The sequence below is a fragment of the Lysinibacillus sp. FSL M8-0216 genome (assembly GCF_038595555.1).
Classification (GTDB): Bacteria; Bacillota; Bacilli; order Bacillales_A; family Planococcaceae; genus Lysinibacillus; species Lysinibacillus fusiformis.
Genome location: NZ_CP152007.1, coordinates 2170225 through 2187362, shown reverse-complemented (window position 1 = coordinate 2187362; position 17138 = coordinate 2170225). Strand labels below are relative to the sequence as shown.

Here is a 17138-nt window from a genome sequence, read left to right as displayed (position 1 = left end):
ACACGATATCCCTATAACAAATGAAACAATGAGCCCAAAAGTTCTGTATCGAATTATTATTATCCATTAATGATTCTTTATTTCTAAAGACTCATTTTCAGATAGCCATTGCATATGAATAATTGGCTTAGCATTCCTTTTAAAAAACTTCTCACTTTCTTTTTTCGTAAATGAATAATACCCCTCTTTATTTAACTGCACATCCATTATATTTTGGGATTCCTTTTCCCCTTCAATGGTGATTTGTAAGGGCCCTAAATCATCCTTCTCATCAAGATAATATAAGCGTAATCCTTGATCAGAATTACTATGGTAGATCGCTTTCCAATGCTCACTCTTAGCGATATAATGCACTTCCTGCTCAGGACTCTGACAGGCTGTTAACAGAAGTAGTAAAACAATTGGCACTATCCATTTCTTCATATTTTATTCCCCCTAACAATGCATGGTGACAGTCAATCCTGTTGGTTTTTCTTCAAACACATCTTTGTATTCTGTAAAAATAAAGCTGAGTCCTTGTATGTCATCTGGTAATGGTGGCGTCACTACATATCTATTACTTTCATATCCATCTGAACCACATGCACCTGTATGGCGGCATTCATAATTCTGGTCTATAAATAACCCTAAATAATGGCGATTTGATCTTTGATGAATATCTTGATAGGAATCTTCCTCATAATCCCAGTCAATCAAAAGCTGTACAACACTTGCATTTTCGTATTGGCGAACATAAGAAATCGTATAGATTCGATCTCCCACTCCCTGCGATTGTAATACCGGAATATATTGACGAAATCCGACTGGCTCGACACGTGATTGATAGTATTTTTCTGATTTAATCACACTGAAAATCATGGTTAAAAATTTGTCATCGAAACCATATTTTTGCGCCCATTCCTTCATCATTTCATCTGTTGGGCTATCTTTTGTATGAGCAGAGAGCTCTTTCCGTTGAAATAAGAGTGCACATATTTGCTCATCTATTGCCAATCGTTTTTGGTGTATGCTTGGCATTTCGTTCATCTACATCCTCCTCCATCCTACAAGTCCCTCTTCTTTCTATACGTTATTCCCCTCATTTAGTTCCATAATCAGCCTAATTTTACTTTTTAGCACTAATAAAAAAAGCTACCCTATTTGGATAGCTTTTTTCGAGTTAATTGATAACAACTTCATTATGCCAGCTAGTGGAATCTGATAATTGATATGTAATCATATTGGCTGTGACGGCAAGGATGACACCTGCTCTAGATGATCTATGGGAAATATCGGGATTTTCCAATACAAGAACAGCGTACCCTTCACCTCGCCCTTGATCATCGATTGCATTGGGTGCATGAATCTCAAAGGTTGAGTAGGACTGATTTTTTGTTGCATAAAGTAATCGCTCCTCACGATACACACCATTTTCCTTTAGATTATAGCTAACAGGCATCCACCCATCAGACCATTCAACACTGCCAAGGATTTGACGTTTCCTACTAGCAAGTTTGCCGATAGAATACGTAAAATATATTTTCATTATCGCTTGATCTAATTCATTTTTTCCTTCTGAGGTGGCTGTTACTTCAAGCATAATTTCATTCTTCGATAACTTTTTCATTAACACTAAAGCCACAGTGATAACACAGATAAATAGTACTATACCCATTATGATAATTGCCATTAGGTCCCTCCTAGTATCACGATTGCTATTACTATAATATTACCATGATTTAGGAGGAATTAGTGCTTTTCAGCAAACAATCTTAAGAAATGACACAGGCATAAATGATAAGACAAAATTAGCGTATCGTCTGTCTATTGACCTTGTTGAAGTTCCGCGGTTAGGGTAAAAGGTATGCGTAAATATTCATATTGAATCTTCACCTTTTTGATGTCGGCTGCTTTGACTTGAACCGCATAATGCTGTGGCTGCTTGCCAATTGCTTGTTGATCTATGTATGAACGAGGTAAAACTTTAACTTGCGTTAATTTATGAAATGACATATTGGAATTTCCCTCTAGTTTTGTTTCGACCTCAAATGGTTCAGACTTACTAATGACCAGCTCAGCACTATCAGGAAGTTTTTCATTAACAAGTAGTTGCGTAAGCTTAATTTCACGTAATCCTTTGTTTTCAATCGCAATGATCTTGACCGCTTCATTGCCCTGCTTACTTGTGTAACTTTGAATGACAAGCGGTGGATTACTCTTAAGATAAATCATAAATGCGGCGCCCACCACAAGCACACTTAGTAATAAGGCAAATACTATTTTTTTCATATGTTCCCTCTCTTTCCACTTTCTCAGTATAACAAAAAACAACCTGACTTTTTAGAAGTCAAGCTGTTTTTGTAGTCGTAATTCATCTCGTATCGCAATGCCATCATTGCCGATAAATGGGATGGAAGGCTTATAGGCTCTTGCCTTTTCCACCGCATTAGGCAAGATTTCGATGAAGTAATATCCCCTTTTTTGATAAAACTTTAGGGCATGTAAATTATCATTCGTTGTAATAAGAGTAATGCTTGTACAACCGTTATCAAAAGCTATTTGTTCTACTGCTTGTACAAGCGCTGAACCGATACCTTTGCCTTCTTGAAGACTATCGAGAGAAATGATTTCACAGTCTTGCTTACGAATAATGTAAGTAACAAGTCCTATCATCTCTTGACGGTCATTGACAAAAGCGAAGCCCTCTAATTGACTACAGTCATAAACGCCACTTGAAATGACCATTTCTGTAGTTCCCCAATGCTCCTTAAAAAAATGAAGCACATTTTGTTGTGGTAATTGTTGAATTTCAATGATTGTCATGTCTGAACTCCTCGTTAAATGGATAGATGAAAAACACCAGCAATGGCCTTTTGAATGCCTAAGAAAACTGCCCAGGAAAGAATACCTAGACCAATAGCAAAGACAATATGAATAGAGGATTTCATCGCCATGTAAATAACAAACAGCATGCACATGGTTGCCGGTAAACCTACAATGACACTAACTGTAAAGCGTTGAATATGCTCGCTCGATTCACTTTGTACCGTCAGCCAAATGATACTTAAAATACTCACTAAAGGTAATGCCGCAATAATTCCTCCATAGGAAGGAAATCTTCGTGCCACTTCTGTGACGACACCAATAATTGCTGCCGAGCTAAGAATTTTAAACAATGTATACATTATTTCGCCACCTCACTTAGACGTCGGAATGCCTGTAGGATGGCCTGTTGTTCCTGTTCTGTTAGCTTATTAAGTGCATGCTTGAGCTTCTCTTCATCTAATTCTGAGTTTTTCTTCAGTATTTGTAAGCCCTCTACTGTCAAATGAAGAATAACCTTACGTTGATCGTCACTCGCACGTTCTTTTGTCACCCAGGCATGTCGCTCTAGTTTTTTCACATGCTCTGACGCTGTATTAGGAGAAATATTTAATAACCCTGCAATATCGCGTACTGTTACCTCTTCTTCCTTTTGAATCATCTGTAAAATCCGCACACTTTGGTGAGAAATCACATCTTCATGTGTTGTATGTAGATGATAAAATATCGTAGTAAAATACTCATTTATATTTGTAATCATGTTGGTACCCCTTTTATATATCGTTGAATACGATTATATCGTAAATTACGATACATTTAAAGTACTCCCCATAAAGTTTATATTTTCAGATAGTTTACTAAAGCAAAATGGCAATTGTTACGGCCCTGCCGATTTTGACATTGATTAACATGGGCATGCAAATGAAAAATATGAAAGCATCTACCTTTCATACAGTCCTACAAAACACCGTGCTCGGAGCGATCGGCATGCTGTTATTTACTGTACTGGTCTTCCTCTTAACGAACTGGTTTAAGCCTGGTACTTCGGTAATGAGTGCGCTAGCTGTTTATGCTTTCTGGCAAATATATTTTATCGATGTTCGCCTAACAAGCAAAAGGAGCTATCTTTTGACAGCTCCTTCGCATTATTTACATTAGCCCTATCTGTCATAGACTAACTTTTGATGATTCTCACATAAATACCCTTCTTATTTTTTTAAATCGCATGGGTATTTATTTCTTTTACATTGACGATATACCAAACAGCCAGCTCCTGCTTGATGAATTCCGTTTAATCGTTGAACAGGCGATGACTGAATAAGTTCCTCTAGCACACCATCTATTTCGAATTCTCCATATAAAACGTCTTGATTGAGCATTTATCTATCTACCTCAGTACAATTCGATATTACAAAAACACCACCACAATGCGAGATTGGGTAAAATTGTAGCTGACAACGATCCTGCAGGCTAATTTTTAGCTCCTCATGGACAAAATAAAACTCATCATCATCCCAATAGCCTTTGCTAGCCTGACGGCATTGTTCTAGCTGCCCTCTTGTTTGAAAGGCAACATCGCCTATTAAAATTTTACCATCGGGTGTTAGTTGCTGTAATAATTGTTTGATATACGTAACCTTCTGCTCATCAGTAAAATGATGTAGGGCATACGTACTAACAATCGCATTATATTGATTGTTCATCAGTGTTGTAGGTAGACCATTCGATAAATCCCATTCGAGTAAGTTAGCCTGTGGCATTTTTGCCTGTGCAATAGCCATCATCTTCGAAGAAAAATCAAAGCCATCGATCTTGTGCCCATGCTCATAAAGTTTAGCTGTTAAAACACCTGTCCCAAAGCCAATATCTAATACAGTCGATGCCGGAACTTGCATGACCTCATTAAAAATTTTATTTAAAATGTCTTTATAGCCCGCAAATGGGTATTGCTGATTTTCTTCACTAAGTTGAACGGTTTGGTCATAGCCATCCGCCCAGAGATCAAAACCTTGTTGATTTAATAGCATAGTGCCTCCTAAATTGAATAAATTCTCCAAGCATTGTTTCGTTGACTATTCATTTTCTGTGTCATCACAATTCCTCCTTTATGAACCAATTCATTCAATTATAGCAATCTTTTATCTATCGAACAATTCAGAAAATACATAGGGCAATAAGCAAATATTATACTTTTGTTGAATTTCTCTAAGCTCTTGTTCAGCTGTAGATACTTCTTCCTGTGCTACTAGCTCATGCACATTAACACTCTGTCCGAATACAAAACTTCATACTGAAAATGAAGCTACTGCTACTAATAGTGGTTTTCTCGTAATGTAAACCATTAATAATTTACAAAATATTACATTTTTTCTTTTTTATGATACAATAATTATATTGGGTAGTTAAAAAGGAGGTGGCTAATGCAAGTTACAAATAAAAAGGGGTTATTATGGATTAGCATTATCATGACTTTATTGTCCGTTTTCTTTGTATCTTATGGAACCAACAAATTTGGAGCCCCTTTTCAATTTATAAGTTACATCGGTGAGAATGAGTTATCATCTACATTTTCTTTATTTACCAAAAATGGTATTACATCAATTCAATTTAATATACTTTATTTTTTTATAGATGTTACACTTATTTACTTTCTTCTTTTTTATGTTAGAAAAATAATTGGTTTATTAAAAATAAGCAAACAATCCTAATTTTTCTCTTAAGAAGCTCTGAATTTCAATACCAATGGGCTGTTATATAGATTTATGAGTATAATAAAATTTACATTAATAAACAATTGTACTTTGATGTGAAAACTAAAACATTCTCATTCAGTCTTCCAAAAAATAAAAAATCGCGCATTATCTTCGTGCCTGAATTATTTAAGGTATATTCGATCTCAACTATATAAATTTACATGGTCTTAGATATAACTTCGCTCAATATGCCATCGTTAATGAAGTATGTTTCAAAGGCAATTGAGTCATATGCATGTTTAAATACTTATCACCACTTCACCGGTCATTTGACTATTGAAAAACAAGCGTAACATTTGATAAAATTAAAAAATCAAGATAATTCACTTTTTAGACTAAAAATAAAAAACTTATATAAATCAACAATCCTTAAGGGAGGGATCGAAATGTCCGCATTCACTTGTAATGCATGCTCTAGAACGGCTTCTGAGGTCAAAGAGGTCTAAATTAAGTTATATCCATAACAGAAATTGAATGATCTCTTAGGCCAAATGCTTTTAAAATTAGCCTATAAAACAGGAGAGATTTCAAATGGAAAAACAAACTATTCAGCCGTTCTTAATGGTCGCAAACTATCACTTACTGGAACAGCAATTAAGTAAAATTTTACATGCCCTTACCACAACGCAGGACAAAAGTGTCATTCTTGCAGTACGTGGGCTTGTCGAAACGGAAATTACTACCAAATTAGAGTTATCCACTGAGGAAACACAACTTGTTGAACAGCTTTTCACCGTCACAGATCGTGCGCAGGGCGATGCCTTGTTAGAGCAGTTAAAGCCTTATGTCATACCGTTTAAGCCAGTAACAGCTAGCACCCTCAAATCATTGTTTAAAAAGGAGAAAAAGCTGAAGCTACCTAATTTAGATGAACTTGATTTTCAACAAATTTGTTACCTAGCATGGGATGATGTTGGGACACATCGAAAATACGTTGTCCTCGAACAAGACGACAAACTCCAGGGGATTAAAGGGGTATTTTCCAACAATACTGTTCGCGGTATTTGCGCCATCTGCAATCGTCATTCAGATGTTGGCTTATTTACGACTTCCATTAAAGGGCAAGTCGTTGGTACATTTACTAACCATAGTAATTATATTTGTGCAGATAGCCAAACATGTAATGAGCATGTATCAGATATGAATAGAACGCGCGACTTTTTCCAACGAATAACCCAAAAATAAATGAAATAAGGGCAGAAATGTTGTGTAGGCAACATTTCTGCCTTTTTAATGGCTAGCGCAATTTGACTTTTGTAGTGGCATAGCTTGAGTGAAAAATGACACTATCCCCCTCCACTGCTTGGAAAAACTTCAGAAATAATTTCAGACACAAAAAATCACCTCCTCTATAAAGGAACTATAGGAGGAAGGTGATTTCAAATCAAACTCATATAAAATTATTAATACTTTAGGTCACATAAAGCTTTATTAAATATCGACACTACGTTTAACGTGACTCTTTTGGTGGCTGGCATACATCACATTTTCGTTGATGTTTATTTTTAAATTTAGTAAATGTTTTTTCAAAGTTACTACCACATGCACATTTAAATAGTAACTTTTGAGAAAACCCGTGATATTCCGTTGATAGCAACTTACTTTCCGAATTGTTCTCAACAAATTCTTTAATTTTACCAATCGTCCAACGTTTATTCATTTTCTTACACCTCCATACTTTCTCGTTCTGCGGAGGCTTTTCTTGGCATCCGTTCAAGGTCTTAATTAACTTAAGCTCCTCATTATAACATGAGCTAGCATACAAAAAAATAGATGGAAGCTATCTTATTCAATGTTCGTATTCGTCAATGTGTTCTTTTTTGGACTAGCTAAAATGATTTAAGTTAGATGGAGTGATGGAAGATACTAAAAGAATTAACGGATTCGAGCCTTACGGAATCCATCAAATATATTGATGGCTACAGATAAAATAAATATGATGATTCCCCCGCTAACTACCCATAGCATTTCTTGGATTTCGGTTTCTTTCCAAACTTTGATTTGGGAACGTTATTTAGATTTATTTTGCATACTAATTAATATATTTTACTGATTACTAGGGATTGTGGCAGTCTTCGAAATATTTACCTTCCATGAAATAATTGTTGTACTGTCTCTAACATTATTTTCTTGGATGTCTCGTAACATTTTCCAAATACTACGCTCATCATCTAGGTTATTAACTGCATTATAAATATCTATCACGTTTGCATAGGGTTCATTCGGGCATTCCGTTATTCCATCGGTTGTAAGGAATAAATGATTTTCTCCTTTTCTTAATTCCCTTCTTCCAACTGTATAGCAAGGAACTTCTTGTTCAAAAGTATTAACCTGTCCTATCCATTCATAAAATTGCCTTTGATTCAATTGATATTGGCCTAATGCAGCTAATTGTGGATGAAATAAACAAAGAATACAATCTCCAACGGAAAACCACCATACATATTTATCTTTCCTGACTACAATTAAGCAAGCTGTTTCTCCCTTGATTCTCCGACAACTAGATAGGAAATACGCCGATTGAAACATACTTAAAATCTTATTTTCCATCATATTAAAAAAATTCATATTTACAGGTGAGGATAATAAATTTTTGATGGTACATTTTTCTTTATTGAACTGCTCTAAAATAATTTTAGCGCTCTCTGTTGTATTATGTGCATCAAGGAGAATCACGAACTCCCAATTTTCTTTGATGTTATGCCAAACTAAGCAACCATCTTCATTCTTATATTGTCCTGCATTAGAATTACCACCGTAACGACCAACTAGAATATGATTTAGTTGAAGAATGCTTGGGTTGTCTACGAAGTTTTCTTGGCTTCCGATCCAACTAAAATCTTTACTCTTATTATTCATGTGGATTACCATCTAGATACGTTTTAAGACGATTACAAAGCGCTATAATAGCATTATTATCACCCATTGGAGCATCTTTCCAATCGTAAACTTCAGATGGTCCCCAGTATTTTTTTGGCGTATTTGGATAACGAGCTACTAGATGCATATGAAGATGTGGGACTGAATTTCCTGAAACAAATGAGTAAATGTGTTCAGCATTTTCTGACTCTGTTAGAGCTTTACTAATTCGAGCCATAATAACTCCAAACGCTTTTGCTTCTTCCATTGTCATATCGGCAAGTGTGGGAGCGTGTCTTTTTAAATCAATCATAATATGCCCAAGATAGTTTGGATTACCATTTCTATCAATATGTCCAACAAAAACATATTCGTCCTCGTAAATCATTATCCCTGCGGTATGAATATTTCCAGCGTGTTTATTACAAATAAAACAATCGTTCATAAAATTTCTCCCCCTTCGGTTAACACATTGAAAGTTAATATTTATAGCTGTAAATATTATTGTAATAACCTTTTACATTCGAAATCTTCGATCACTTTTTTTAACTTCTCTCACAATAGTTTCATGGCTCACCCTCCTAAAAATAAAAAAACTTCGCCTCAATAAAGAGACGAAGTTACATTCGCGTTACCACTCTAATTGATTAATTAAACATTAATCCACTTAAGCTATAACGGTAGCTGCCGTTTATACTTACTTTAGTTCAGCATAAATACTCATGGACGAGTTCAGAAAATTATTGACTGTTTTGCACCATCCAACAGCTCTCTATACAATAATTGTTCCCTACTACTTCCAATCATTGACTTATATATTGATTTAAATCATATTAAATACTGAAAATTTTGTCAATGAAAAATTCCCATATCATCATTTTAGAACCTTTCGTTAAAGAATGTTATTCAAAAATTTGGCCCTTTATGAGTACGAAAAATAATTGAAGAAACAATGCCAAAAGAATCCCCGTCAACAATCCCAAATTCAGCGATTGACTAACACCGATGAGAGCTCCGCCAATCCCGATGCTCAAACCCGGACTAAATGCATCAGTAAACAGGAGACTTGCGGATATTTCTCCCTCTTCACCTGATTTAGCGTGTTGCAACGCAATAGCTCCAGTGGTAGGATGTGCTAAACCGATACGAAATCCAGTAATTAGCTGTGAGATTACTGCAAATTCCCTAGTCCCACCAATACCCGTTTCTTTCGCCCATTTCCATTGTCTTTAGCATCAAGTTTTGACTGTAGCCAAGCTGCAGTTGACCAACTTAATGCACCTGCGGCCACAATTAATCCAGCCAAATCTGCAGGAAGTATTTTCACTTCTGTCAAAGTCAACACAACTTAACTTTCGGTCGCTCTTGAGGTAATCGTAGCAGGCAAACCTCTTCTGGCACTTAAGGTACACTCCGGCAGCAGCTTTTGGAAAGGCTGCATCATGATAAATAATCCTACTACCGAAAGCATAATCCCTTTCCAATCGGTTATGAAACTTAGCCCAACTAGCAATAGTAGCCCTCCACCTTTGATTGTGGAAGTCCTTTTTATTTACGATAAAAACGATTAGCTAGAACTATTCACGTGCTTTTCGAACTTTACTTATATGGTCAAAGCACACTCAACTGTTCTAATTCTACAAATATACGATACAGCCTCTTGCCTCTAATTCATCTAACCAGCTCGGGATTTTTAATTCATGATTCCACCTTAAATCTAGTCGATCTAAGCTTTCCATTGCCAATAATGATTCCGGTAATTCCTTTAAATCATTACTTCGTAGATCTAATTCTAGTAGATTTTTCAAATGACCCATCGATGCTGGCAATGTTTTCAATTTATTTTGTCTGAGATTTAACCGCCTTAATTTTATACATGTATGTAATGAATCAGGTACTTCCTGTAATTGATTGTCTTCTAACTCTAAAACCCGTAATAATGCTAGTTCTCCGATTTTTTCAGGCAGACTAGTCATGCTATTTTTTTTCAAATGTAATTCTCTTAAATTCGTTAATCTACACAAACTTTCTGGTAACTCCGTTAATCGATTATTCATTATTCGCAGTTCTACCAGTTTATTTAAATTCCCTATTTCCTCTGGTAGTCCACTCAACAAATTATCACTTAAGTTTAAATATCTTACTTTTGTAAGCTGGCCGATTTCGGGAGGAATCGATTGCAATTGATTATGATGAAAATACAAATAGTCCTCCATATTCACTAAATGACCAATTTCAGGAGGAATGAGGTCAATATGATTATGCCCTGCATCTAACATTCTCAGATTCTTTAAGTTCGTGATTTCTGCTGGCAAATTGTTAATTTTATTGACTGAAATATTCAGTATTTCTATACTCGTCATTTGAAAGATTTCTGTAGGTATTTCCCTCAAATCGTTATCAAATAGATTCAAATCCTTTATTCCCTTTATTTGGGATACATTAAAATCAGGTAAAGTTTTTAAATTCATCTGTGCTAAGTTAATTTTCATGTTCATCTTCTCCATAATTTAATTTTGAAGCTAATGTAAAGAGAGTTTTGGACGATAATAGGATATGTATGGTAAAAACTAAAAAAATTAGGAAGGTGGAAACTTTTTATGATAACATCGAGAAACTCATCAACTATGCAATATTTAATGACTCGTCGATCTTATAAACAAGGTCTCACACAACAAAAACAAAACAACCAAAACAGTAACGACATTAACCGTACTTCTAAAGAGAAACAACAGAGAATCGATAATGTGAATAAAATTATTGAAAGCAGCAAAACCTCTAAACTCACAACTAAACAAATTGACACACTTAAAAATGCGGCTAAGGATGGTTTATTGGGCTCTAATAGTAATAAATTAGGACCATTAGCGCAACATAATCTCCAAAATATTTTATCAAAATCTAAGTACTTCACCACACAAAAAGCTTATCGAAATTCCATCTAATCGCATAACCATACAAATACCCACCCTCTAAATCTTTTAGAGGGTGTTTTTACATTGGGAAATACTTATATAAAGTGTTGCACAATAGTCCCTTTACTGTTATATGATTCTAATTCTGCATATGCTCCGTTTATAAAAGTGATTTGTGGTGGCACATGCCCACAATCAATGTCATAGATAATAGGAATTTGTAGCTCCTCAGAAAGTTCTTGATATACATCTTCAATTGTATAGTTTCCAACGGATGTATTCGCAGCACTTCTACCAAATAGAATACCTGAACAATTATTAAACCATCCAGCTAATTTCATTTGTACAAGGGATCTGCGTAGATCAGTCGTGGATAATTCGCAGTTTTCCAAGTACCATATAATAGATTCTCCTTGAATATGCGTTTCTTGAAAGCTTTGAACATCACCGAATTTCGTTCCAATCAAATGTCTGATAGTATCTATACATCCACCAAGTAAACGCCCTTGAATTTTCACCCTCTCCACTGATGTAGATTGCCATTTCGTTTTTTCCGTAAAATTAAAAACATAAGGCGAGGGGCTATCGAACTGCCATTCTTTTTGATAGTGGTCTGACGAATGCTGTACGATGGACTCGCCCTTTTTTAAGGATAAAACTGATTGCCACATGGCGGTTGTATCATCAAAATACTCTCCTCTTAAATCTACTAAGTTCGTTCCATGTGCAGTAGCGATACCCGTTGTTAATGTAATTGCCAACAATAATAGACTAACATCTGAGTACCCTAATACCCATTTTGGCTGAATATTGGAGAAATCAATATATTCAAGTATTTCAATAAGGAGCTCTCCACCCCATGGAGGAATAATAATATCGATATCATCATTAGCCATCATGTGATGAAATTCTTCGGCACGCTTAATAGCAGAGGCAGATTTTGCCTTATCCTGAGTCCAAGCAGTTTCTCCACAAATGACTCTAAACCCCTTATTTTCCATACGAATACACGCTGTTTTCAATAAATCATGAAGTTCAACGGGTACACCAGAGGAAGGTGCTGTAACTCCAATGGTCATGTCATCTTTTAAAAATGGATAGTTGATCAAATGAATCACCCCTTAATTTTTTATCATTTTAACACAAATTGTATCCTGTTTTTAAAACATAATTCATATCTTTAGAGCCGTGAGCTGACCTTTTACCGTATAATTACATGTCCACCTACTACCACTCTTGGATTATGTTTATTTATTAAGCCGACTGGCCTCCATCAAACTTCGCATTTGTAAAAGCAGCCATTATATAATAGATCACGTTTATTTCCGCTTTTTTAAATGTTCTCTATATGCTAGCAATCATTTCACTACCAAATGACGCTCCCTGTACAGCCTTATTTCCTCGGTAATCCGTTCATCCGCTGTTATTTCATATGCTGCCATGATTTATATTTCCCTAATCAATTGGGTTACTCGCCTAGGAAATAAGAAAAAAATTTCCCGGGTAAGCGCAGGAACTGACATTATCGATTCATATTACAGCACTAAGCGACTGATTTCAGCAATCTTCTATTTGCATGAAATAAATAGGACCTTTATGGACGAAAAATTCTTATTAAATTTTTCAAAAGAAAGGTTTGATTAGATGAATAGCATCTCTCCTATCTATAACTTTACATATTCTAGATGATAGAAAGGAGGGATTTATAATGGGTACAAACTATGACAAACACGATAATTTATCATTCGCACTAATCGTTGTCCTATTCATACTTTTAATTATTGTCGGCACTAGGCGCTAGCTTTGTTCAACATAAATGTCGGGCAATAATTAATAGTCTCCATATAGCCTTCCTTCTTCGAGGTAAAATAATCATAACAGCCTTTTTTATGTTTACCATAAAAGGGTCGCCCCGAAAATTGACCCTTTTTTTAATTTTCATTTCTCCTCAGTCCAACAACAATAGGATTTCATACTTCACGCTAGGTTTATGGAAATGAAGTACGGCAAAATTAGAGAATAAAAAAAGACCAGGACTCTAAAAACGAGCCCTGATCCTGTTGCCACTAAGTTCTCAAGTTTATTGTATGATGGTTGGTAGTATGAATAGTAATAGAGAGCAAGCCATTAATACAAGAGTTACTTTTTTGGGTAATGTTTTTTGATTGGGGCCTTCATAAAAGCCTGAGAATTGTAACTTATTACGATACAGAATGAATAAAATTATGTATATTGCTATCCCTGGGAACCAGCCAATATCATGATCCATATTTGTTTGTAAAGTGGAATAAATGAGTTGTACCGCTCCCCACATAAGACATCCAAAAACTATAAAAATAACAATGATTCTTATTAATTCTAAGAATACGCTTCTTGTATACGACCTTTTCCGACTAACATTAATCGCCCTCTATATGCCTTTTCGAATAGTCGAACAAAATGCCGTTGTAGGAATGCACATTTTAGCCCATTTGTATATACAACGCCCACTACACCAGAATCTTTCATTTCATAAAGAGCTAGTTATATACTAATCAAACTTTATCTACAATCAAATACAAGATTAGCAGCAAGACATGTCAAAACACTTGCCATGAACCATCGTTGAACTTTTAACCATGTAGGACGTGTGCCCAATAATTTAGCAACTCTACTAGCTACCAAAACAATAATAAGATTGACTATAAAACTCACGGTGATTTGTGTTAGGCCCAATATTCCTCCCTGAATCAGTAAAGAACCCTTTGCTGGATCTTCAAATTGAGGTAATAGTGATACATACAAAATGGCAATCTTGGGATTTAGCAAATTCGTCATAAGTCCCATTAAAAATAGTTTCCTTGGTGGTTCTATAGAAACTGTCCGAGGTTCAAGTATAGATGTTGCGCCAGGTTTTATCGAATTCCAAGCGAGCCATAATAAATACACGGCTCCAGACCATTTCACCAATTCATATAAAAATGGAACCGTAATGAACAGCACTGTAAGTCCAAACATTGTGGCAATAATGTAAATGATGAAACCTAGCATTATACCTAATAATGATATGAATCCTGCCATCCGTCCTTGTGTAATAGAACGAGAAATGAGATACATCATATTCGGTCCTGGCGAGCAAACCATCCCAAGTGAAACAAGTGCAAAAGCTATCAAAGTACCAAAAGTTACCATACCTATTTTTCTACCTCTCTGATCTAGAAAAAACTTACTGAATGAATTAATTTTAATAACCCAATTTCTTTATCCATAATTATTGCCTAAAAGAACTATTGGTATTGTAACCTTTAAATCTACGAAATGAATAAGGAGAAATATCATGGACCGCTAAATTCTTTTCTCGATTGAAATAAGTTAACGAATTATTTTTGCTTTTCCTAAAAGGTACAGATTACTTTTCATTAATCTCTTTTCGCCATATACTTAAATCACTAAAAGGAGGTTAGAAAATGAATCATCGTCCTTTACACCAATGGCAAAAAGAACATCATCATCGAGTAAAAGATTTCCATAAAAATCACGCGTTAGCTTTAGAAAATGGCGAGAATGGAAATGGGCTGTTAGCTAAGTGGGAAAGATTTGTATACAAAAAAGGAAAAGCACTTTTTAAATCTGCTAAATAATTTTACTAGTTACTAGCTGTTCTATTATAGGACAACTCATTTTTCATTTTTAATCTTCTCTTTCTTCAATTTCATCAAAAGGCAGAAACGTTCCTAACACCTCGTTTCTGCCTTTTGTTTTAGTCATTTCTGTTTTTCTTCATTGCCTCAGCTACTGCAGAAGCATATGGATCGTCTTCTTGATAAAGCTCTTTAATAATATTGGCGTAATCCGTACTATTCCGATTTTGACTTAATTTATAGGCAGCCTGAACCTCTTCTACTTTTATTTTAAATCCTTTTATTCCTTTTATTTCTTTTTGTAACATTTCAGGAGATAGCTTTTCCCACAGGACAGGGTTTTCTCGGAATTTCTCATATTTTTCTAGTAATTTTGATAAATCCTGTTCTAATTCCGTACCTTCCATAATACTTGCTTTCCCATAAATATGAACGGCTTGATAATTCCAAGTGGGTACATTTTCTTGTTCATACCAAGACGAAGAAATATAAGCATGTGGACCATTAAATATAGTTAATAGTTGATCCGTCTCCTCAAAAGTTTTCCATAACGGATTGCCGTAAGCTAAGTGACCTGTTAGGTAATAGTCATCCTGATCTTGATTAAGCAGTAATGGAATATGGGACGCTATGGGCCTCCCCTTACTTATCGCAACAATTGTCGCAAATGAATTCATTTTAATAAATTCTTGTATTTCTTTCATATCTGTTATTTTATAATACTTTGGAATAAACATATAAACCCCTCCTCTTTACAATCATTGTGAAATAAAAAATAACGATCTTCTTAATTTGTTTACAGTTTCCCTTTCACCATGTAATTTGATTATAAAAGGTTGATTGCACCTATTAAAAGAGCCAAATATGTAATTTTGGAAGGAGCCAGTGAAACGTATGATTGAAATTAGCCTCCTATTAAACAATGAAGCGTGTCTAACTTTTAGGGGTCACTTCAAGGATGTTAATTATTCGTATTGCGTTTGAGTTGGTTTTCAATACCAGCTCGATCAATTTGTATCCAGTATTCTACTATTTTTTCATTTTCTATTCTATAAATCGCGCTAGCTATTTCAATAACCGGAAGATTAGTTGGCTGATATCCATCAACCTCTCCAACATGTGTACCAGCTTGTTTCCAACGTACATATACTTTCTGATCTTGTACTATGAATTCTTGTATTTCTAATGAAAAATCGCCATATGCGTCTATCATTTCTTTTACATGTTCAGCATAATCCTTTGGCGTTCTTACAACCGTTATTTCTTCTTCTGAAATAACTTGGTGTGCCAATACTTGGTCTGCCATTAATTCAGTTGCATAATCTGGATTTTTTCCTGAACGTACTTCTTCAAAAAATTTCTTAACAATATGCTCTGGTGTCATTTAAACCCTCCATTGTTATCCATGATGGCGAGGAAACCTACATCCCCCATACATTATCATAATGCAAGAATTACCGAATTAGAATATTATTCTACCAAGCCCACTCATAACCACACCAAACTCTCCACTCTCAATCTGTTGCATGTTGGCTGTTTGATGTCGTTATCAAAGCAAAAGAAAATGCCTCCACCCAAAGGTGAAAGCTTAAAAAATGGAGGTAACTTTATACCTCCTGTTTATTAAAAGATACTAGTAATGGACACAAATACTAAAAATAAAAATACCCCAATATAGAGCCAGCCATTAATTTTTCTCTCTTTTTGAAATTCTTTCAATCCTAAAATTAAAAGCAAAACACCTAAGAACAATATCATTAAGAACTTTAACCGATAATCACCTGTGATAATTCCGTAAGTTGAAAATGAGACTACTAGGATTGAAAAAACAATTTGTAAGATTGTTAGCAAAATGACCATCACCTTTTAAATAGTGTACTTTTATTATACAATACAAAAGATGATATGGATATAATTACCACTTATAAACCCTTTAATATTAATTAAGACCTTTACCTCTTTGCAAGCTTCATTGAAAGCTTAAACTATCTCAAGTTTCAAGGTATTTCGATCGACTATGATATATTCACCTGTTGTTTTGTTCATCACTTGAGAGACTTCCTTGGTATGCGATATCTCTAACCAATCATTTTGTATATCCACCAATATTTTTATTTCCACATCACTTTTTCCACATTTCAAACCACTATAGGAAATTTTCGTCATCATACTCACCCCATTTCTATACA

Annotated in this window: 24 protein-coding genes, 2 pseudogenes and 1 other annotated feature; of the genes and pseudogenes, 6 read left to right on the top strand and 20 right to left on the bottom strand. The window is 35.0% G+C overall.

Annotation, left to right across the window (positions count from 1 at the left end; all coding sequences use genetic code 11):
- Positions 1–66: 66 nt before the first annotated feature.
- The 7 genes from MKX57_RS10670 to MKX57_RS10640 form a co-directional block, all read right to left on the bottom strand.
- Positions 67–423 carry a lipoprotein gene (locus tag MKX57_RS10670; RefSeq protein WP_008174895.1) on the bottom strand — a complete coding sequence of 119 codons (357 nt, stop codon included), beginning with the start codon at positions 421–423 and terminating at the stop codon, positions 67–69.
- 12 nt (positions 424–435) lie between these two features.
- Positions 436–1026: a hypothetical protein gene (locus tag MKX57_RS10665; RefSeq protein ID WP_239355085.1), complete on the bottom strand. Its 591-nt coding sequence runs from the start codon at positions 1024–1026 to the stop codon at positions 436–438.
- 133 nt (positions 1027–1159) lie between these two features.
- A complete protein-coding gene (locus MKX57_RS10660; protein ID WP_008174898.1) occupies positions 1160–1669 on the bottom strand; it encodes a hypothetical protein in 510 nt (169 codons plus the stop codon).
- A 134-nt stretch (positions 1670–1803) separates the two neighbouring features.
- The gene (locus MKX57_RS10655; RefSeq protein ID WP_342551013.1) at positions 1804–2268 is read right to left on the bottom strand and encodes a hypothetical protein; all 465 of its coding nucleotides are present in this window, start codon (positions 2266–2268) and stop codon (positions 1804–1806) included.
- A gap of 51 nt (positions 2269–2319) precedes the next feature.
- The gene (locus MKX57_RS10650; RefSeq protein ID WP_008174901.1) at positions 2320–2802 is read right to left on the bottom strand and encodes a GNAT family N-acetyltransferase; all 483 of its coding nucleotides are present in this window, start codon (positions 2800–2802) and stop codon (positions 2320–2322) included.
- Positions 2803–2816: 14 nt separating this feature from the next.
- Positions 2817–3164, bottom strand: a complete 348-nt coding sequence (locus tag MKX57_RS10645; protein WP_096364351.1) for a DUF3147 family protein — start codon at positions 3162–3164, stop codon at positions 2817–2819.
- A complete protein-coding gene (locus MKX57_RS10640) occupies positions 3164–3562 on the bottom strand; it encodes a MarR family transcriptional regulator (RefSeq protein WP_008174905.1) in 399 nt (132 codons plus the stop codon). The genes MKX57_RS10645 and MKX57_RS10640 overlap by 1 nt, the downstream gene beginning before the upstream one ends.
- Before the next feature lie 107 nt (positions 3563–3669).
- Here MKX57_RS10640 and MKX57_RS10635 point away from each other — a divergent pair, with 107 nt between their 5' ends.
- Positions 3670–3960, top strand: a complete 291-nt coding sequence (locus MKX57_RS10635) for a hypothetical protein (protein ID WP_258955924.1) — start codon at positions 3670–3672, stop codon at positions 3958–3960.
- Between the two features lie 98 nt (positions 3961–4058).
- Here MKX57_RS10635 and MKX57_RS10630 read toward each other — a convergent pair.
- Positions 4059–4181, bottom strand: a pseudogene (locus tag MKX57_RS10630) (hypothetical protein); the annotation flags it as partial.
- A complete protein-coding gene (locus MKX57_RS10625) occupies positions 4182–4829 on the bottom strand; it encodes a class I SAM-dependent methyltransferase (RefSeq protein WP_043989843.1) in 648 nt (215 codons plus the stop codon).
- Positions 4830–5222: 393 nt separating this feature from the next.
- On the opposite strand from MKX57_RS10625, the gene MKX57_RS10620 reads away from it, so the two are divergent.
- Positions 5223–5510 (top strand): hypothetical protein, encoded by a 288-nt coding sequence (locus tag MKX57_RS10620; protein WP_089984584.1) that lies wholly within the window; start codon positions 5223–5225, stop codon positions 5508–5510.
- Positions 5511–6086: 576 nt separating this feature from the next.
- Positions 6087–6740, top strand: coding sequence for a FusB/FusC family EF-G-binding protein (locus MKX57_RS10615; RefSeq protein ID WP_342551012.1), 654 nt, complete (start codon positions 6087–6089; stop codon positions 6738–6740).
- A gap of 265 nt (positions 6741–7005) precedes the next feature.
- Here the strand turns inward: MKX57_RS10615 and MKX57_RS10610 are convergent, their stop codons facing one another.
- From MKX57_RS10610 to MKX57_RS10590, 5 genes and pseudogenes are all read right to left on the bottom strand, one after another.
- Positions 7006–7215, bottom strand: a complete 210-nt coding sequence (locus MKX57_RS10610) for a hypothetical protein (protein WP_025117169.1) — start codon at positions 7213–7215, stop codon at positions 7006–7008.
- A 386-nt stretch (positions 7216–7601) separates the two neighbouring features.
- Positions 7602–8414, bottom strand: coding sequence for a protein phosphatase 2C domain-containing protein (locus MKX57_RS10605; protein WP_089984590.1), 813 nt, complete (start codon positions 8412–8414; stop codon positions 7602–7604).
- Positions 8407–8859 (bottom strand): HIT family protein, encoded by a 453-nt coding sequence (locus tag MKX57_RS10600; protein ID WP_036125557.1) that lies wholly within the window; start codon positions 8857–8859, stop codon positions 8407–8409. Before MKX57_RS10600 ends, MKX57_RS10605 begins: the two co-directional genes overlap by 8 nt.
- A 162-nt stretch (positions 8860–9021) precedes the next feature.
- Positions 9022–9230, bottom strand: a binding site (T-box leader).
- An 86-nt stretch (positions 9231–9316) separates the two neighbouring features.
- A pseudogene (locus MKX57_RS10595) lies at positions 9317–9930 on the bottom strand (MFS transporter); the annotation flags it as partial.
- Positions 9931–10051: 121 nt separating this feature from the next.
- The gene (locus MKX57_RS10590) at positions 10052–10906 is read right to left on the bottom strand and encodes a hypothetical protein (RefSeq protein WP_237068817.1); all 855 of its coding nucleotides are present in this window, start codon (positions 10904–10906) and stop codon (positions 10052–10054) included.
- Between the two features lie 108 nt (positions 10907–11014).
- Here MKX57_RS10590 and MKX57_RS10585 point away from each other — a divergent pair, with 108 nt between their 5' ends.
- Positions 11015–11359 (top strand): hypothetical protein, encoded by a 345-nt coding sequence (locus MKX57_RS10585; protein WP_089984596.1) that lies wholly within the window; start codon positions 11015–11017, stop codon positions 11357–11359.
- Positions 11360–11424: 65 nt separating this feature from the next.
- Here the strand turns inward: MKX57_RS10585 and MKX57_RS10580 are convergent, their stop codons facing one another.
- Positions 11425–12438, bottom strand: a complete 1014-nt coding sequence (locus MKX57_RS10580; protein ID WP_089984599.1) for a S66 peptidase family protein — start codon at positions 12436–12438, stop codon at positions 11425–11427.
- 599 nt (positions 12439–13037) lie between these two features.
- Between MKX57_RS10580 and MKX57_RS10575 the strand changes: the two genes are divergently transcribed.
- The gene (locus MKX57_RS10575; RefSeq protein ID WP_080709335.1) at positions 13038–13130 is read left to right on the top strand and encodes a YjcZ family sporulation protein; all 93 of its coding nucleotides are present in this window, start codon (positions 13038–13040) and stop codon (positions 13128–13130) included.
- A 740-nt stretch (positions 13131–13870) separates the two neighbouring features.
- On the opposite strand, the gene MKX57_RS10570 is transcribed toward MKX57_RS10575, so the two are convergent.
- Entirely contained in the window at positions 13871–14500 is a 630-nt protein-coding gene (locus MKX57_RS10570; RefSeq protein WP_089984601.1) for a LysE family translocator, read from the bottom strand.
- 275 nt (positions 14501–14775) lie between these two features.
- Here MKX57_RS10570 and MKX57_RS10565 point away from each other — a divergent pair, with 275 nt between their 5' ends.
- Positions 14776–14949 (top strand): hypothetical protein, encoded by a 174-nt coding sequence (locus MKX57_RS10565; protein ID WP_170844050.1) that lies wholly within the window; start codon positions 14776–14778, stop codon positions 14947–14949.
- A gap of 119 nt (positions 14950–15068) precedes the next feature.
- Here the strand turns inward: MKX57_RS10565 and MKX57_RS10560 are convergent, their stop codons facing one another.
- The 4 genes from MKX57_RS10560 to MKX57_RS10545 all read right to left on the bottom strand — a co-directional run bounded on the left by MKX57_RS10560 (position 15069) and on the right by MKX57_RS10545 (position 17115).
- On the bottom strand, positions 15069–15686 hold the full coding sequence (locus MKX57_RS10560) for an FMN-binding negative transcriptional regulator (RefSeq protein ID WP_008174932.1): 618 nt from the start codon (positions 15684–15686) through the stop codon (positions 15069–15071).
- Between the two features lie 224 nt (positions 15687–15910).
- The gene (locus tag MKX57_RS10555; protein ID WP_008174933.1) at positions 15911–16333 is read right to left on the bottom strand and encodes an ester cyclase; all 423 of its coding nucleotides are present in this window, start codon (positions 16331–16333) and stop codon (positions 15911–15913) included.
- 239 nt (positions 16334–16572) lie between these two features.
- The gene (locus MKX57_RS10550) at positions 16573–16809 is read right to left on the bottom strand and encodes a DUF3953 domain-containing protein (protein WP_089984604.1); all 237 of its coding nucleotides are present in this window, start codon (positions 16807–16809) and stop codon (positions 16573–16575) included.
- 120 nt (positions 16810–16929) lie between these two features.
- The gene (locus MKX57_RS10545; RefSeq protein WP_090001636.1) at positions 16930–17115 is read right to left on the bottom strand and encodes a hypothetical protein; all 186 of its coding nucleotides are present in this window, start codon (positions 17113–17115) and stop codon (positions 16930–16932) included.
- Positions 17116–17138: the final 23 nt, after the last annotated feature.

Bases quoted from the DNA above. Each gene is read 5' to 3' on its own strand.
- MKX57_RS10670 (WP_008174895.1), bottom strand. From the start codon at position 423: ATGAAGAAATGGATAGTGCCAATTGTTTTACTACTTCTGTTAACAGCC.
- MKX57_RS10665 (WP_239355085.1), bottom strand. From the start codon at position 1,026: ATGAACGAAATGCCAAGCATACACCAAAAACGATTGGCAATAGATGAG.
- MKX57_RS10660 (WP_008174898.1), bottom strand. From the start codon at position 1,669: ATGGCAATTATCATAATGGGTATAGTACTATTTATCTGTGTTATCACT.
- MKX57_RS10655 (WP_342551013.1), bottom strand. From the start codon at position 2,268: ATGAAAAAAATAGTATTTGCCTTATTACTAAGTGTGCTTGTGGTGGGC.
- MKX57_RS10650 (WP_008174901.1), bottom strand. From the start codon at position 2,802: ATGACAATCATTGAAATTCAACAATTACCACAACAAAATGTGCTTCAT.
- MKX57_RS10645 (WP_096364351.1), bottom strand. From the start codon at position 3,164: ATGTATACATTGTTTAAAATTCTTAGCTCGGCAGCAATTATTGGTGTC.
- MKX57_RS10640 (WP_008174905.1), bottom strand. From the start codon at position 3,562: ATGATTACAAATATAAATGAGTATTTTACTACGATATTTTATCATCTA.
- MKX57_RS10635 (WP_258955924.1), top strand. From the start codon at position 3,670: ATGGCAATTGTTACGGCCCTGCCGATTTTGACATTGATTAACATGGGC.
- MKX57_RS10625 (WP_043989843.1), bottom strand. From the start codon at position 4,829: ATGCTATTAAATCAACAAGGTTTTGATCTCTGGGCGGATGGCTATGAC.
- MKX57_RS10620 (WP_089984584.1), top strand. From the start codon at position 5,223: ATGCAAGTTACAAATAAAAAGGGGTTATTATGGATTAGCATTATCATG.
- MKX57_RS10615 (WP_342551012.1), top strand. From the start codon at position 6,087: ATGGAAAAACAAACTATTCAGCCGTTCTTAATGGTCGCAAACTATCAC.
- MKX57_RS10610 (WP_025117169.1), bottom strand. From the start codon at position 7,215: ATGAATAAACGTTGGACGATTGGTAAAATTAAAGAATTTGTTGAGAAC.
- MKX57_RS10605 (WP_089984590.1), bottom strand. From the start codon at position 8,414: ATGAATAATAAGAGTAAAGATTTTAGTTGGATCGGAAGCCAAGAAAAC.
- MKX57_RS10600 (WP_036125557.1), bottom strand. From the start codon at position 8,859: ATGAACGATTGTTTTATTTGTAATAAACACGCTGGAAATATTCATACC.
- MKX57_RS10590 (WP_237068817.1), bottom strand. From the start codon at position 10,906: ATGAAAATTAACTTAGCACAGATGAATTTAAAAACTTTACCTGATTTT.
- MKX57_RS10585 (WP_089984596.1), top strand. From the start codon at position 11,015: ATGATAACATCGAGAAACTCATCAACTATGCAATATTTAATGACTCGT.
- MKX57_RS10575 (WP_080709335.1), top strand. From the start codon at position 13,038: ATGGGTACAAACTATGACAAACACGATAATTTATCATTCGCACTAATC.
- MKX57_RS10570 (WP_089984601.1), bottom strand. From the start codon at position 14,500: ATGGTAACTTTTGGTACTTTGATAGCTTTTGCACTTGTTTCACTTGGG.
- MKX57_RS10565 (WP_170844050.1), top strand. From the start codon at position 14,776: ATGAATCATCGTCCTTTACACCAATGGCAAAAAGAACATCATCATCGA.
- MKX57_RS10560 (WP_008174932.1), bottom strand. From the start codon at position 15,686: ATGTTTATTCCAAAGTATTATAAAATAACAGATATGAAAGAAATACAA.
- MKX57_RS10555 (WP_008174933.1), bottom strand. From the start codon at position 16,333: ATGACACCAGAGCATATTGTTAAGAAATTTTTTGAAGAAGTACGTTCA.
- MKX57_RS10550 (WP_089984604.1), bottom strand. From the start codon at position 16,809: ATGGTCATTTTGCTAACAATCTTACAAATTGTTTTTTCAATCCTAGTA.
- MKX57_RS10545 (WP_090001636.1), bottom strand. From the start codon at position 17,115: ATGACGAAAATTTCCTATAGTGGTTTGAAATGTGGAAAAAGTGATGTG.